At 38.4% G+C, this 14,357-nt stretch carries 14 protein-coding genes; 8 read left to right on the forward strand and 6 right to left on the reverse strand.

The window, feature by feature from the left end; genetic code table 11:
- Positions 1-164 precede the first annotated feature (164 nt).
- Complete coding sequence (locus ACI6PS_RS15825; protein WP_421013545.1) at positions 165-2,903, reverse strand: TonB-dependent receptor domain-containing protein; 2,739 nt, start codon at positions 2,901-2,903, stop codon at positions 165-167.
- A 186-nt stretch (positions 2,904-3,089) separates the two neighbouring features.
- Between ACI6PS_RS15825 and ACI6PS_RS15830 the strand changes: the two genes are divergently transcribed.
- Positions 3,090-3,773 carry a response regulator transcription factor gene (locus ACI6PS_RS15830; RefSeq protein WP_421013546.1) on the forward strand — a complete coding sequence of 228 codons (684 nt, stop codon included), beginning with the start codon at positions 3,090-3,092 and terminating at the stop codon, positions 3,771-3,773.
- Positions 3,774-3,869: 96 nt separating this feature from the next.
- Positions 3,870-4,925: a sensor histidine kinase gene (locus tag ACI6PS_RS15835; RefSeq protein ID WP_421013547.1), complete on the forward strand. Its 1,056-nt coding sequence runs from the start codon at positions 3,870-3,872 to the stop codon at positions 4,923-4,925.
- On the opposite strand, the gene ACI6PS_RS15840 is transcribed toward ACI6PS_RS15835, so the two are convergent.
- Complete coding sequence (locus tag ACI6PS_RS15840; RefSeq protein ID WP_421013548.1) at positions 4,818-5,957, reverse strand: glycosyltransferase; 1,140 nt, start codon at positions 5,955-5,957, stop codon at positions 4,818-4,820. The genes ACI6PS_RS15835 and ACI6PS_RS15840 overlap by 108 nt on opposite strands.
- A 411-nt stretch (positions 5,958-6,368) precedes the next feature.
- Between ACI6PS_RS15840 and trmB the strand changes: the two genes are divergently transcribed.
- From trmB to ACI6PS_RS15855, 3 genes are all read left to right on the forward strand, one after another.
- Entirely contained in the window at positions 6,369-7,043 is a 675-nt protein-coding gene (trmB, locus tag ACI6PS_RS15845) for a tRNA (guanosine(46)-N7)-methyltransferase TrmB (protein ID WP_421013549.1), read from the forward strand.
- A gap of 1 nt (position 7,044) precedes the next feature.
- Positions 7,045-7,680 carry a LysE family transporter gene (locus ACI6PS_RS15850; protein ID WP_421013550.1) on the forward strand — a complete coding sequence of 212 codons (636 nt, stop codon included), beginning with the start codon at positions 7,045-7,047 and terminating at the stop codon, positions 7,678-7,680.
- Positions 7,681-7,767: 87 nt separating this feature from the next.
- A complete protein-coding gene (locus tag ACI6PS_RS15855) occupies positions 7,768-8,103 on the forward strand; it encodes an MGMT family protein (protein ID WP_421013551.1) in 336 nt (111 codons plus the stop codon).
- On the opposite strand, the gene ACI6PS_RS15860 is transcribed toward ACI6PS_RS15855, so the two are convergent.
- From ACI6PS_RS15860 to ACI6PS_RS15870, 3 genes are all read right to left on the reverse strand, one after another.
- Complete coding sequence (locus tag ACI6PS_RS15860) at positions 8,100-8,837, reverse strand: hypothetical protein (protein ID WP_421013552.1); 738 nt, start codon at positions 8,835-8,837, stop codon at positions 8,100-8,102. The genes ACI6PS_RS15855 and ACI6PS_RS15860 overlap by 4 nt on opposite strands.
- A gap of 12 nt (positions 8,838-8,849) precedes the next feature.
- Entirely contained in the window at positions 8,850-10,169 is a 1,320-nt protein-coding gene (locus ACI6PS_RS15865; RefSeq protein WP_421013553.1) for a sensor histidine kinase, read from the reverse strand.
- Positions 10,170-10,339: 170 nt separating this feature from the next.
- Positions 10,340-11,686 carry a sigma-54-dependent transcriptional regulator gene (locus ACI6PS_RS15870; protein WP_421013554.1) on the reverse strand — a complete coding sequence of 449 codons (1,347 nt, stop codon included), beginning with the start codon at positions 11,684-11,686 and terminating at the stop codon, positions 10,340-10,342.
- 142 nt (positions 11,687-11,828) lie between these two features.
- Here ACI6PS_RS15870 and ACI6PS_RS15875 point away from each other — a divergent pair, with 142 nt between their 5' ends.
- The gene (locus ACI6PS_RS15875) at positions 11,829-13,064 is read left to right on the forward strand and encodes an efflux RND transporter periplasmic adaptor subunit (protein WP_421013555.1); all 1,236 of its coding nucleotides are present in this window, start codon (positions 11,829-11,831) and stop codon (positions 13,062-13,064) included.
- Between the two features lie 24 nt (positions 13,065-13,088).
- On the opposite strand, the gene ACI6PS_RS15880 is transcribed toward ACI6PS_RS15875, so the two are convergent.
- On the reverse strand, positions 13,089-13,475 hold the full coding sequence (locus ACI6PS_RS15880; protein WP_421013556.1) for a hypothetical protein: 387 nt from the start codon (positions 13,473-13,475) through the stop codon (positions 13,089-13,091).
- A gap of 13 nt (positions 13,476-13,488) precedes the next feature.
- Between ACI6PS_RS15880 and ACI6PS_RS15885 the strand changes: the two genes are divergently transcribed.
- Positions 13,489-13,686, forward strand: a complete 198-nt coding sequence (locus tag ACI6PS_RS15885; protein WP_421013557.1) for a hypothetical protein — start codon at positions 13,489-13,491, stop codon at positions 13,684-13,686.
- Between the two features lie 87 nt (positions 13,687-13,773).
- Complete coding sequence (locus tag ACI6PS_RS15890; RefSeq protein WP_421013558.1) at positions 13,774-14,211, forward strand: hypothetical protein; 438 nt, start codon at positions 13,774-13,776, stop codon at positions 14,209-14,211.
- The last annotated feature ends 146 nt before the right edge of the window (positions 14,212-14,357 follow it).

Consider the following 14,357-nt stretch of genomic DNA (forward strand, 5'->3'; position numbering starts at 1 on the left):
CGAAAATTTTTGAAATTGATTTTTTCATTTTTAAAATTATAATTAGTTATGTTTCTGCAAATTTGAAGATTAAATACCTAACAAAAGTTAAGGCTGTATCATCTGTCTGTTACCAATTCTTTAGCGCATCATTAACAGGTCTTAAAGACTGTGTTATCTAAATGTTAGAACTGATAGTTCAAGCCCAATCCAAAAAAGGCACCTCTCTTGTAGGTAACTGCCGGCAAATCACCTGATGCGTTTTCTTGCACTCTTTTAAATTCTGGGTTTAGGATGTTTCTCGCTGTAAAATCCAAACCTAAGCTTTTGCTTAACTTTGTTTTCAATATAAAATCAAGCGACCCCATTCCCTTGTCTACCAAGTTCCCTTGCTTTTCTACTCCGAGAGCATAAAGCCTGTCCGAATAATGAGAATAAGCTAATGTGGCCATTATACCTTTGTCGTTTTTCCAGTCTTTCGAATAAGAAATATCAGCATTAAGCAATAAATCTGATGCACCTGTGAATGAGGATTCTGTATCAGTAAGATTTGTATTGATTCTCCCCTTCGTTTCTCTGCTGATTTTTTCAGCATCAATGTCTTGATGTGTCTTCATATACGAAACATTCAATCCTGCTGAAAGCTTATTGGTCAAATCACCTTCAATTTTAAATAAGTTCTTTCTAATTTCAAATTCGGCACCCACAACATATCCTTGATCTGCAATATTCACCCATGTAATATCATTGGTAGAAGAAGCCATAACGATTTCATTGATTGGATCCATTATATACTTACCAAACGCTGTTACAGAAATAAGCTCATCGCTCGTTGGGAACATTTCCCATTTTAAATCAATATTATAGTCTTGTGAAGGATATAAGTCTGGATTACCAACTTTAATTTCAGTAACATCTTCATAAATAAATAACGCTCTTTCTTTGAACTGAGGTAATGTATAGGTTTTGCTGGCTCCAAAACGCAGATTCTGCTTTTCGTTTAAGGTATATTTCAAAATAAGGCTTGGCAAAAACTCATCTCTATTAAATGCATTTACTCCTCCTCCTGCATCCAATTGTGTTCTCCAGTTTACTATTTGTTCTACTTTTTCAAAACGCATACCCAAAACCCCACTTAGCTTTTCAGAAATTTTGTATTCTAAATTAGCAAACCCAGCATGAATATTTTGTTCCCCATTATAGGTCTGAGGATTCATTCCTGCAAAAGAACCAATTGTGAAATTTCCGGCTTCGTAGCTTTGCTGGTTAAATAATACGTCTAGATTGTTCGGATTTAGAATAATATTTCTAGCCTCTTCAACTAAATTGAAATTGAATTGAATGGCCTCGAAATCACGTTTTTTAAACCTACCGTTGTAACCTATTGCTACTTTCCCTTTAGAATCGCCATTTTCATTATCCCCCAACTTATAACTTAAGGCAATATTAGCTGCCATTTCATCCTCGGTCAATTCTTGAAAATACCTGTGGTTATCTGTGTCGGTTTGCTGTGCAATGGTATGCTCGCCCGATGTTCTATCTTTAAATAATTTATTTTGAATTCTATCCGGCATATTTCCCTTTACAGTATTGTAGGAAGCAGCCCAATCCAGACCTATTCTATCGGTAAGCTTATGATTTCCTAACAGCTGATTGATCATGACTGTGTTTTGAACAAATGTTCCTCTTTGCACCATCACATCAGCGTTGTCTTTTTCGAAATCTCTATCATATCCAAAATAAGTATCTCTAGATTGATCGGAAGAATTGATAAACAAGAAGTTATAACCTATTTTATGGTTGCTGTTTAATTTATAGTTAGCCGTAAACATTCCCGTTGTATTGGTTTTGTAAATGGTTTTCTCTTGATTAAATGCTTTCTTACGTCCATCTAAAGCATCAAATGTTTGGTTAACTCCTTCTCTGTACTCATATCCATTGTCAAAACTTGCTGTTGCAAAAAGGTTTAACTTCCCTTCTTCTCCTATTTCAAAAGATTTTCCGGCTTTAAAAGCGGCATTACCTCCAAATGGGCTTTCTCCAACAGGATTAGTGCTGTTTTGAAAATTAAAAGAGTTAAGCGCATTTTCCGGAACTCCGTACGATACAAAACCTGTTTTTCTTGGACCTCTTTGCAATAGAAAATTATTCTTTCCTAAAGCTTCAGTATTTACCTTTGATCCCAAAGAAATTTCAAACATTCCTTTTCCCTTATAATCTTTAGAAGCAATATCTACATTTCCTCCGGCAAAGTCTCCAAAAGACCTTACATTATATACTTTATCAATTGAGATGTATTCTACAATATCGGTAGAGAAAAGGTCCAAAGCAATATTCTTCTTTTCTGGATCATTAGAAGGAACTGGAAGTCCGTTAATTGAAGTTGAGTTATAACGATCTCCAAGACCTCTCACGAAAACATTGTTACTTCCTTCCTGCTTAGAAATACCAGCCGTTTTAGCCACAGCCGCCGCTACATCTCCTACACCTTTTCTTGACAACTCCTGTGCGCCGATGTTCTGCTTGATTTCGACTGCATTTTTTTGCTCCAATAATAAGGAAGCTTCTTTTTGTCGGTTTACGGTACTTGTAATTACAACATCTTCCAACTTTACACTTCCTGAACCAATAGCTCTATCAATTGTAGTGGTTTCATTTGCTTTTACCGTAAATGGAACTTCGATGGTCTCATAACCTACGAAACTAATTTCCAAAACGTGGCTTCCCGCTGCAACGTTAAGCGAATATTTCCCGTCCATATCAGTAGAAACGCCAATCGTCGTACCTTTTATCATAACGTTAGCAAAAGGTAAAGACTCGTTGTTCAGGTCTTTATCTGTAATTGTTCCAGAAACCGTACCTTTGTTTTGCGAAAACGAGGCAAAACTGACAAATAATACGATAAACAAAAATTTAAATTTCATTGTTAGTTGTGTGTTAAAATTTTATGCAAAGGAAAGCCCAGCCTGTAAAGTTGATGTTACCGACTTATTACTATTGAGTATCCTAAAGATTACGCTATTGTTAACAGATTAAATTACCGTTAACACGCTTAAATCGTTTTTTTTTATATTTACATTTACAACCGCAAATCATAACATTTTGCTATTATGAAGAAAAAAGACATCAAGATTTTACTTGTAGATGACGAACAGGATATCCTGGAAATTGTAGGTTATAACTTGACGCAAGAAGGTTACCAGATTGTAACGGCAAGCAATGGAAAAGAGGCTATTGCAAAGGCAAAAAAGGAATTGCCACAGCTTATCATTATGGATGTGATGATGCCCGAAATGGACGGAATGGAAGCTTGCGAAAACATCCGAAAGATGCCAGAATTGAGCAATGTTATCATTACTTTCCTTACTGCAAGAAACGAAGATTATTCTCAGGTTGCAGGTTTTGATGCTGGTGCAGATGACTATATCAACAAACCAATCAAGCCAAAATTGTTGGTTAGCAAAGTAAAAGCATTATTAAGAAGACTGAAAGACGAAGAACAAAATTCCGAAACATTGAATGTTGGCGGAATCGAGATCAATCGTGAAGAATATAAGATTGTAAAAGACGATTTAGAGATTGTCCTGCCAAGAAAAGAATTTGAATTGTTTTACTTATTGGCTTCAAAACCTGGAAAAGTATTCAAAAGAGAAGAAATTTTAGATAAGGTTTGGGGTAATGAAGTAATCGTTGGAGGAAGAACCATTGACGTTCACATCCGTAAATTAAGAGAAAAAATCGGCGAAGATTTGTTCAAAACCATCAAAGGTGTTGGATACAAATTCGAAGTATAATTTCAAACGCTAAGAAACTATTAGCCTAAGTAACTGCATCTTCTATTGTTTTTAATAGAGCAACTCAGTAATTTAGCCTCTTAGCAACTCAATAAAATGGCCATAAATTTTAAAAGAACCTACAAATTTGCTGTAAAGTCAGCTTTGTATATTACCGTTTTTGCAACAGGATTTGTAGGGATTCTGAGCCATTTGATATTCCAACCCAATCAGGAAAAACTCACTTTATTCCTGCTTATTTTTGCCTTTTCCCTCTATATTTTTGCCTTTTTGGTTATCCAATATCGGGTGGAATTCTTTATCTACCGAAGGGTAAAAAAAATCTACGATGACGTTTCCTTTCTCGAATCAAGCTCTTTCCGAAAGGAACGAATTACTACCGATATGGCCACGCTTACACGCGAAGTAAAAAAATTTGCCACCGACAAGAAACTTGAAATCGAAACTCTAAAGGTGCGTGAAGAATATAGAAGGGAGTTTCTGGGAAATGTTTCACACGAACTCAAAACCCCTTTGTTTACGGTTCAAGGATATATTTTGACTTTGCTAGACGGAGCGATGAACGACAAAACACTTCGAAAAAAATACCTGCAACGTGCCGAAAAGGGAGTTGAAAGGCTCACCTATATCGTGAACGATTTGGATATGATTTCAAAATTTGAAATGGGAGATCTGAATCTCATCATGGAAGAATTCAACATCGTAGAAGTAATCCAGAATGTCTTTGACCTGCTCGAAATGGAAGCCGAAAAAAAGAACATCATCCTTTCATTTGATAATAAATATGCCAAGCCGATAATGGTATTGGGCGACAGGGGGAAAATCCAGCAAGTAGCCACCAATCTTATTGTGAATTCCATAAAATACGGAAAGCAGGATGGTTATACTGAAGTTGGAATCGAAGATTTGGTCAACAACAAAGTCATCATCCGTGTAAAAGACAATGGAGAAGGCATCCAAAAAGAACACATTCCACGACTCTTTGAGCGATTTTTCCGTGTAGATAAAAGTGGCGCAAGAGCTGAAGGCGGTTCTGGACTTGGCTTAGCGATTGTGAAACATATTATCGAAGCTCACGATGAGAAAATTTATGTAGAAAGTAAATTTGCCATCGGATCGGAGTTCTCCTTTACGCTCGAAAAGACTAAATAATGAACTCCAGGTTATCTTAGTTTCAAAGGATTGCAAGCCCTTATAAAGTGGCGCTTCCAGCAAATGAGCAACCTTGAATTTTTCCTGCTTTTTATACGGAACTAATCCTTCCTTCTTTAATTTCTTGGCCAGATATTCTTGTTCATATTGGCCTGGAGTAGGAATGAAGAACGCCTTCTTCCCAAGTTGAGCCAAATCCATAACGGTTGTATATCCCGAACGGCAAAGTACGATTTCACTTTCGTTAAAAGTCATCTCGAGCTCCTCAGAAGTCATGAAATTATAAAAAGTGATATTTTCTATTTCCTCAACAACCTGCTGTGCTTCAATTTTTCCTTTTATAAAAACCACCTTGCCTTTGTATTCCAATAAATCCTGTGCCAATTTTTCTTCCAGCATTCCCCTTTGAGGCTCAGGTCCGGATAGAATGACCATCAAATCGTATTTTTTGGGAAGCACTTTTTTATGCAAACGACTCAACGGTCCTATATATTTTATCTTGAAATGCGGATTTTCCAGATGTCCTAATTTACCCGTCAAATTTGGTGTTTCAGCAATATCAGGCACCCAGCATTCATCGTATTTCTTGATGATGAATTGGTGCAGTTTGCTCGTAATCCAAGTGGTATTTCCAGTCAAAACATTCAACTGGTGCGTGATAAAAACCGACGTTACTTTTTTACTGTAAACTCCTAATCTATTATCAGAAATGACGCCTTGTATGTTGTATTCCTTTACCAAACGCTTCACCATTTGTCGTTCCTTGAGAATGGCTTCTATCATTTTTGGCGTGTTCTTGATCATCTTCCACTTGAAATGATTGCCGTTTTTGGCATATTCAATCTGATAGGAAGGTAATTCAATTGCTGGAAGATGCGAAAACTCTTTCTTCAACATCTCCAATGCAATGCCGTCTGAAGCAATAATCGGGTTGTAGCCTTGATTTTCCAATGCTTTAATAATCGGAATACATCTTGTGGCATGGCCCAATCCCCAGTTTAATGGCGCGATAAGAATATTTTTTTGAGACATCTTATAAATTTAATTCATTTTCATTTGGAGCAATACCTTTAGCATTTTTTAATCCATTTTCCCGCTGTAGCAACTCGCTTTAAAACTGTTGACACAGTTTTAAGAGCTCAGACAATTGCAACATCGGGGCTAAATGAAATCTTTAGGCTTCTTTTAAACTTTCTGCTCAACTCCGATTCCAAGTAAACAATACAATTTCCATTTAGCCCCGGCTGGAGGGAAAATCCTTTTTTAAATTGCCTTGGGTTTTAACCCGAGGCAATTTAAAAAAGATTTGGAAGGAATGACGGGAATAGGGTCTTGTGAAAATGCCCAACCGATTCGCTCCTAAAAAACTTTAATATCCTGCAAGGTAAAACTATTTCATTTCGCTTATATTTCCTTAATTTTACCAAAATATTAAACATCGTCGTGGGAAGTAAAAATAAATTAAAAAGATTCAAGGAAAACGAAACATTCGAAAATGTTTTTCAACCGACTAGAGAAGAAGTGGTAGGGAATGAATTTCCGCTCAAAGGCAAATGGAATGAAAATTTCTTTCAAAATGACAATCCGTTGATTTTGGAATTGGGTTGTGGAAAAGGTGAATATTCTGTTGGTTTGGCCGAACGTTATCCAGACAAAAACTTTGTGGGTATTGACATTAAAGGTGCCCGTTTTTGGCGCGGTGCGAAGACTGCTGTTGAAGATGGAATGCGAAATGTGGCGTTTGTAAGAACTCAAATCGAATTGATTGATCATATTTTTGCAGAAAACGAAGTAGATGAAATCTGGATTACTTTTCCTGATCCACAGATTAAATACAAGCGTACCAAACACAGAATGACGAACTCGGAATTCTTAAAATTGTATAAAAAAATCCTGAAACCAGACGGGGTGATGAACCTAAAAACCGATAGCGAATTTATGCACGGTTATACTCTCGGATTGCTTCACGGTGAAGGTCACGAAGTTTTGTATGCGAACCACAATGTATATAAAAACGAAGGAAGCCCAAAGGAAGTCACTAGCATTCAGACGTTTTATGAAAAACAATATTTGGAAATTAACAAAGCAATTACCTATATTAGATTCAAAATAAAATAAAATGACAATCGCTTTACCGCTTGCCTTAGGATTTATCACTTCGCTGATTGGAATCACGCCTCCCGGACTGATAAATATGACAGCGGCCAAAGTGAGCATTGAAGAAGGTAGGACGCGGGCGTTTGTTTTTGCTGGTGGTGCTACCTTTATTATTTTAATCCAGACGTTTCTTGCGGTTGTTTTTGCAAAATTCATCGACAAGAATCCAGATGTTGTCATCATCCTTCGTGAAGTGGGACTTGTAATTTTTCTAGCCTTGACGTTTTACTTCTTTTGGACTTCAAAAAAGATGAAACCCAAGCAAAAAAAGGATAAGCTGAGAAGCAAAAAGAGTCGGTTTTTTCTGGGGATGCTGCTTTCTGCTTTGAATCTTTTCCCGATTCCGTTTTATGTTTTGATAAGTGTTACCTTGGCTTCGTATAAGGTATTTTCATTTGAAATGTCATTTGTTTACACATTTGTCTTAGGCTCCGGACTTGGTGCTTATTTTGCTTTCTACTGTTATATTGCCTTCTTTAAAAAGATGGAAACCAAGACGGCTTTTATCTTGAACAATATGAATTATATTATTGGTTCGATAACCGGTTTGGTTTCGATCATTACGCTTATCAACGTGATTAACTATTATTGGGGTTAGCACAGAATTTAACCGCAAATTCACAAATTATATACTCTAAAAATTTACGAATTTGCGGTTGATTATAAAAATTTAAAAGCTTTGCAAATGACCAAAAAAAATCCAGATAACGATAATTTCTTTGAAAGAGTTTATACCATCGCAAGGCAAATTCCTTATGGCAGGGTTACTTCTTATGGCGCTATTGCCAAATGTTTGGGAAGTGCTCGTTCTGCACGAATGGTTGGCTGGGCGATGAACAATTCAAAAGATGATGTTCCGGCACATCGTGTTGTAAATAGAAAAGGATTACTGACTGGAAAGCATCATTTTGACGGTACCAATTTAATGCAACAACTTTTGGAAAGCGAAGGTGTTGAAATTGTGGACAATCAGATTGTGGATTTGGAGAAATACTTTTGGGAACCGGAGATGAAAACTTAGCTTGGAAAATCCACATGGATTGTTTCCCACTCATCATCAATTTTTTCCAGTCTCATGTTACTTGTACCTGAAAAATTTTTAGTGACATCAATATCTTCCAAAATTCCATCAAAATCAATTTCGATTAAAACATCAACAGCACTTCCTTCTTCAGAAAAATTCAAATTCAGAATTTTAAAGTGATTGATGACAAACTCATCATATTGTTCTTTAAAGGTTTTAAAAGCCAAATCATTGTCCTTGTCCAATATATCTAAGTCCATTTCCATGACTTTCATACATAAAACATCCCAAAAACTGACACACAACATCTTTACTTCAATGGTATCATTCATAACAAAATCTTCGTAGAGATAAGTGTCGATTTCTGTTATGGTATAGACTTCTGGAACTTGTAGATCGAAAAATTCACCAATGACAAAACGATAAATATCCCTTGGATGATGGTCGTCTAGAGCAAAATCTAATCTCAATTTTTGCGAAGCTAGCAAATCATAAAACCGTTTCAATTCGGTTTCTACTTCCTCATCTGATAAAAGCTCATCTTGCTTAAATTCTGGTTTCCCAATTTTTTCATAAACGGTTACCGTTTTCTGTTTTGCCATTTCTAAAAACAAATCCAATGCTTTGCTTTCCTGTTCTGGCGTTTCATGTATAACATTGCTTTCAAAACCATACAACAATGTCAATTGCAATCTTTTAATTTCATTTTCCTGTTCAATACTCAATTTCATGGCTTTAACTTTTTAATTAATCAAACATATCATAAATTTAGTTCTTTCTTCCTCCATCTGATAATTCAGATAACCTCCGTGTGCTTCAATTATATTTTTTGAGAGCGTCAATCCGATTCCTGCTCCATCTTTTCGAGTGGTAAAGAAAGGCAGGAAAATCTTATCCTCGATTTCCTTTTCGATACCGTTTCCTGAATCAGAAATGATGATAAAGATGCGGTTGTTTTTTAGTTCTGCTTCAATTTCGATGTGCTTTTCGGCTTTTCCTTCCAGGGCATACATGCTATTGGTTAATAAATTGATGAGCACCTGCTCCATCTGCAATTTATCTACAGAAAGCCAGCGGTTGAAGCTGATGGTATTGCTGACGGTGATATTTTCCCTCTTTAAAAGCGGATTCATGATTTGGAGAACGCCGTTTACCAATTCGTTGAGTTCTACTTTTTCCTTTCTTGGTGTTGGAAGCATCGCTAATTTACGGTAACTTTCTACGAAGTTCTGCAAATGGTCGCTTCGGTAGATCATTGTGGAAACACTTTGCTTGATGTCGTCCAGGTCTTCTTTTGAAAGTGATTCCTGTTGCATCAAGTCGTTTAAATTCTGCGTAAGTGAACGGATGGGCGTGATGGAATTCATCAATTCATGGGAGATGACCTTCATCAGGTTGATCCACGCTTCTTTTTCTTTCTTCTCTATTACCTTTTGGATGGAATCCAATAAAATAATATAGTATTCTTGGTTGAAAGTTGTCGTTGCCGATGCCTGAAGAATGAATGTTTCGGATTCCTGCTTGTCGATCTTTATTTGCAAAGAGGTTTTTATCTCTTCGAAATTGCGCTCTTCGATTACCTTGCAAAGCGATGGCAAATGATTTTTCAAGTAATGCCATTTGGAAACCCTTGGCACGAGGAAATGTTTGGAGAAATAATCGTTTATGAGGAAGATGTTCCAATCGTTACCGTCTTTCTGCAGGATTAGAACACCAGTTTCTATGTTGTTTAAAATGGAACGGTAGACCAAATCCTTTGATACTTGGTCGTTTTGATTGTTCTTTAGATGGTCATAGAGTTTGAAGAGGTTTTTATAATTCTCAAAGGATTTATGCTTGGTGAAATCGGCGGAGAAGTCGTTGTTGAGGATGGCGCTGATGGTTTTGTCGTAGAAAAGGAAGGTGTTTTTTACGAAGGAAAACAATTCCATGAGCAAAAGGATGGAAACGAATGCGCAGAAGAATCCGGAGAAGACGAGTCCCTTTTGGAAGAGGAAAACGCCTGTTGCGATGCCGATGAGAATCAGGATCATTCGGAGGAAAATGGCATTGTAGTGTTTCATGATATTATTTTATACACGATTATTTTGTTTTCAACACAGATTTCACAAATTTCCACAGATTGAAACTTATTCTTTTACCTGTATTGTCTTTTCTTTCGACACTAATTTCACTAATATAGATTGCTGTTTTGACTTTTAATCTGTGGGAATTTGTGAAATCTGTGTTGGATTTAGCTTTTTAATTCGAACTTTTCCATTCTTCTGTAAAGGGAGGCTCTTGATAGGCCGAGTTCTTCGGCAGATTTGCTGATGTTGAAATTGTTCTTCTGCAGGACCTTTTCGATGGTGGCTTTTTCGATGTCCATCAGTTGCAGGTCGTCGTTTGTTTCTTCAATAACGGATATGTTTTCTAAATCCAGGTCGGTTACTGTAATGGTGTTGTTCTCGCAGAGGATTACGGCGCGCTCTATGCGGTTTTCCATCTCACGGATGTTTCCGTTCCAGGAGTGTTTCTGGATTTGTTCGAGTGCCTTGTCTTCGAAAGCAATCCCGTGGCGCTCGTATTTCTCTATTATGTTGTCTAAAAGGAACTGTGCCAGCGGAATTACGTCCGGTTTTCTTTCGCGAAGCGGTGGCAGGACAATTTCCATGGTATTGATGCGGTAGTACAAATCTTCGCGGAAGTTTTTATGGCCTACTTCGCTCTTTAAATCAATGTTGGTTGCCGTAATGATGCGGACATTCAGCTGGCGTGGTTTTGCTTCGCCCAAGCGCGTGACTGATTTGTTCTGGATGACCTGCAACAGTTTTGCTTGCAGGTGCAAGGGCACATTTCCTATTTCGTCCAGGAAAATGGTTCCGTTTTGCGCCAACTCAAAGCGTCCGGGCGTGTCGGTTTTCGCATCGGTGAAGGCCCCTTTGGCGTAGCCGAAGAGCTCACTCTCGAATATATTGTCGTTTAACGAGCCGAGATCGACGTGGATGAAGGGTTGCTCCCTCCTATTGGAATTTTGGTGGATGTATTGCGCCAAGACGAACTTGCCTGTTCCGTTTTCGCCTAAAATTAAGACATTGGCATCGGTTTTTGCGACCTTTTCTGCCAAGGAATAGGCTTTCTGGATGTTGGGCGAATTGCCAATGAAGACGGAACTCTTCTTGGCTTCGGCGGATGCTTTCTTCTTTTGCTTTCTGCTCTCCTCTACTGCCGATTTTACAACAGCTACCAGCTTTTCGTTGTCCCATGGCTTGAGGATGTAATCGAAGGCGCCCAGTTTTAGTCCTTCAACGGCGGTTTCGACTTTACCGAAGGCCGTCATGAGGATGACGATGGTCTTGGGCGAGAAGGTTTTGATCTCTTTCAACAGATATATGCCTTCCCTTCCTTCTTCGAAGCCAATTCTGTAATTCATATCCAAAAGAACGACGTCAATTTCGTTTTCGGCGAGGTGGTGGATGACTTTTTTGGGGTCACTCAGGGTAAAAATCGTCTCGAAATGCTTCTTTAACGTCATCTTGGAAGCAAAAAGAATGTCTTCCTGGTCGTCAATGATTAAAATTTGGGCATTAGTCTTTTTCATTTGCTGTTCGTTTTCGGACAAATGTGTTCGTTTTCGGACACTTGGAGTGTTTTATGGTTTTTACAAAAGATTAAAAAACAGTTGTTTACAAGTTTTAAACCTTTGGCACAAAATTGCTATATCAACTGACAAATAGTTTAAAATGGATACCATCGTTGCTCGTAAAAGTAAAAAAAATAAATACCTATTGATTGGTTTGCCGCTATTTTTCTTGGCAGGCTTCTTTGTTTATTCGGCGGTGACGAAAAAGAGAAGCTTGGATGTGAACCCGAATGAGATTACTATTAAAACTGTGGAGAACGCTTTCTTTGAAGACTTTATTGTATTCCAAGCGAAGGTGGAGCCATTGAATTCTATGTTGCTGAATGTGATTGAAGGGGGTTCGATTCAGGAGATATTTGTGGAGAATGGGGATTTTGTTCAGAAAGGACAGCCGTTGGCGAGACTGTATAACCCTAATACGGAGCTGGGTTACATGACGCAGGAGACGTCGATGATTGAACAGATCAATAACCTGAACAAGGCGAAGCTGGATTTGAGGAATCAGGAGCTGAACTTGGCGAAGGACTTGGTGGCGATAGAGCACGACTTCCTGGATGCGAAGAATTTGTATATCCTTAACGAGCGTTTGTATAAGGAAGAGATTCTGTCGAAGAATGAATGGGAAACGACGAAGGAGAACTACCGTTTTCAGACGGAAAGAAAGAATATCATACAGCAAAGTACACAAAAGGAGAAGCAGGCAAACGCTATTTTGATTGCGCAAATAGGCAATTCGCAGGGGATTATGCAGAAGAGCTTGGAGATTTTGAGGAAAAACAAAAAGAACTTCTTGGTGACGGCTCCGCTTGCGGGAAGGCTTTCATCGTTTGAGCCTGTGCTAGGAAAGAATTATGTAGCAGGAGAAAGCATCGGGAAGATTGACGTGATGAAGGGCTATAAACTGATGGCGGATGTGGATGAATTTTATCTGGAGAAGATTAGTGAGGGACAGAAAGGGACGGTTGACCATAAAGGAGAGAGCGTTCCGGTTGTGATTTCGAAAGTGATACCGGAGGTGAAGGGCGGAAGGTTTCAGGTGGAGCTTCAATTTACGAACGGAAAGGAATTGGACCTGAGGCAAGGCTTGAGTTTTGGGGTGAGGCTGATGCTTTCGCAAAAAACCAAGTCGACCGTGCTGTCGAAAGGGAGTTTTTATCAGGATACTGCAGGGAAATGGATTTTCGTTGTGAATGGCGACAAGGCGGAACGCAGGGAAATTAAATTGGGCAGGGAGAATCCGTTGTATTATGAGGTTCTTGGCGGACTGAAAGCGGGGGAACGTGTGGTGACTTCGGGGTATAAGGATTATATGGAGGTGGAGGTTTTGAAATTTTAGATTTTAGAGTTCAGATTTTAGATTTTAGATTTGAGTAGTGAGTATTAAGACTTTTTGAAGTAATTTGATGATGTAGGAATTGAATCCGATGATTGCGAAATTGGCTCGGAGTGGTGCGAAATTGAATCGGAGTGGTACGAAATCGAGTCGGAGTGTTGCGAAATTGAGTCGGAGTGTTGCGAAATTGGCTCGGAGTGGTGCGAAATTGAATCGGACTGTTGCGAAATTGAGTCGGATTGTTGCGAAATTGAGTCGGAGTGGTGCGAAATTGAGTCGGACTGTTGCGAAATTGAGTCGGACTGTTGCGAAATTGGCTCGGAGTGTTGCGAAATTGAATCCGAGAGGTGCGAAATTGAGTCCGAGTGTTGCGAAATTGAATCCGAGAGGTGCGAAATTGAGTCCGAGTGTCAAAGAATCAATTCGGATGATGAAAGAATCGATGCGGAATGTAAAAGAATTGACTCGGATAGTGAAAGAATCGACTCGGAATGTAAAAGAATTGACTCGGATAGTGAAAGAATCGACTCGGATAATGAAAGAATTGAGTCGGACAGTAAAAGAATCGATGCGGAATGTAAAAGAATCGACTCGGACAGTGAAAGAATCGATGCGGATAGTCTAAGAATTGATTTTTGCTATTTTACAATAGAAGCGAATGTTGAGGGAATTGGGGTTTTAAACTGATTTTAAAGATTAATATTTAAACAAAATGAAAACAATTGTAGTACACTTTATTTTTCTGCTGGCTTTCTCGGTTCAACTTTCGGCGCAGACCGAAATTATGGGTACGAAAACGAATGTTGTGGCAAACGGGACGCATTTTATTGAGCCTGTAAAGGATAAGAAATGGAGCAACAGCAATGGCAAGGACTATACGAAGGCTTCGTTTACGGAGTTTAGCGGTTCGTGTTATGTGAATCTGGAGGTTGAGGAGACTGGGAGTGTTGGCTTTCATTCTTTTATTGAGATGAAGAAGGGAAAAATGGAAGTTAGGTTGGTTGACGAGGAGGAAACGGTGTATTTTTATTGCGGTACGACTGAGAAATGTGATTTGCAGAAGGATGTTGTTTTGGAGAAGGGGAAAAAATACAGATTGCTTTTTACGGGGGTGGATGCTAAGGGGAGGTATTTGGTGCGGTGGGATTGAGGGGGATTTAAAACACAGATTGCACAGATTTACACAGATTTATGCGTAGAAAAAATAGACACGGATTGTATGGATTTGTAGTGGTTGTGGGTTGGGGAGTTGCAGATTTTATTTAAAACACAGATTGCACAGATTTACACAGATTT

The organism is Flavobacterium sp. PLA-1-15, assembly GCF_049060005.1.
Classification (GTDB): domain Bacteria; phylum Bacteroidota; class Bacteroidia; order Flavobacteriales; family Flavobacteriaceae; genus Flavobacterium.

Excerpts from the sequence above, each read along its gene's own strand:
- ACI6PS_RS15825 (WP_421013545.1), bottom strand. The coding sequence starts at position 2,903 with ATGAAATTTAAATTTTTGTTTATCGTATTATTTGTCAGTTTTGCCTCG.
- ACI6PS_RS15830 (WP_421013546.1), top strand. The coding sequence starts at position 3,090 with ATGAAGAAAAAAGACATCAAGATTTTACTTGTAGATGACGAACAGGAT.
- ACI6PS_RS15835 (WP_421013547.1), top strand. The coding sequence starts at position 3,870 with ATGGCCATAAATTTTAAAAGAACCTACAAATTTGCTGTAAAGTCAGCT.
- ACI6PS_RS15840 (WP_421013548.1), bottom strand. The coding sequence starts at position 5,957 with ATGTCTCAAAAAAATATTCTTATCGCGCCATTAAACTGGGGATTGGGC.
- ACI6PS_RS15850 (WP_421013550.1), top strand. The coding sequence starts at position 7,045 with ATGACAATCGCTTTACCGCTTGCCTTAGGATTTATCACTTCGCTGATT.
- ACI6PS_RS15855 (WP_421013551.1), top strand. The coding sequence starts at position 7,768 with ATGACCAAAAAAAATCCAGATAACGATAATTTCTTTGAAAGAGTTTAT.
- ACI6PS_RS15860 (WP_421013552.1), bottom strand. The coding sequence starts at position 8,837 with ATGAAATTGAGTATTGAACAGGAAAATGAAATTAAAAGATTGCAATTG.
- ACI6PS_RS15865 (WP_421013553.1), bottom strand. The coding sequence starts at position 10,169 with ATGAAACACTACAATGCCATTTTCCTCCGAATGATCCTGATTCTCATC.
- ACI6PS_RS15870 (WP_421013554.1), bottom strand. The coding sequence starts at position 11,686 with ATGAAAAAGACTAATGCCCAAATTTTAATCATTGACGACCAGGAAGAC.
- ACI6PS_RS15875 (WP_421013555.1), top strand. The coding sequence starts at position 11,829 with ATGGATACCATCGTTGCTCGTAAAAGTAAAAAAAATAAATACCTATTG.
- ACI6PS_RS15885 (WP_421013557.1), top strand. The coding sequence starts at position 13,489 with ATGATGAAAGAATCGATGCGGAATGTAAAAGAATTGACTCGGATAGTG.
- ACI6PS_RS15890 (WP_421013558.1), top strand. The coding sequence starts at position 13,774 with ATGAAAACAATTGTAGTACACTTTATTTTTCTGCTGGCTTTCTCGGTT.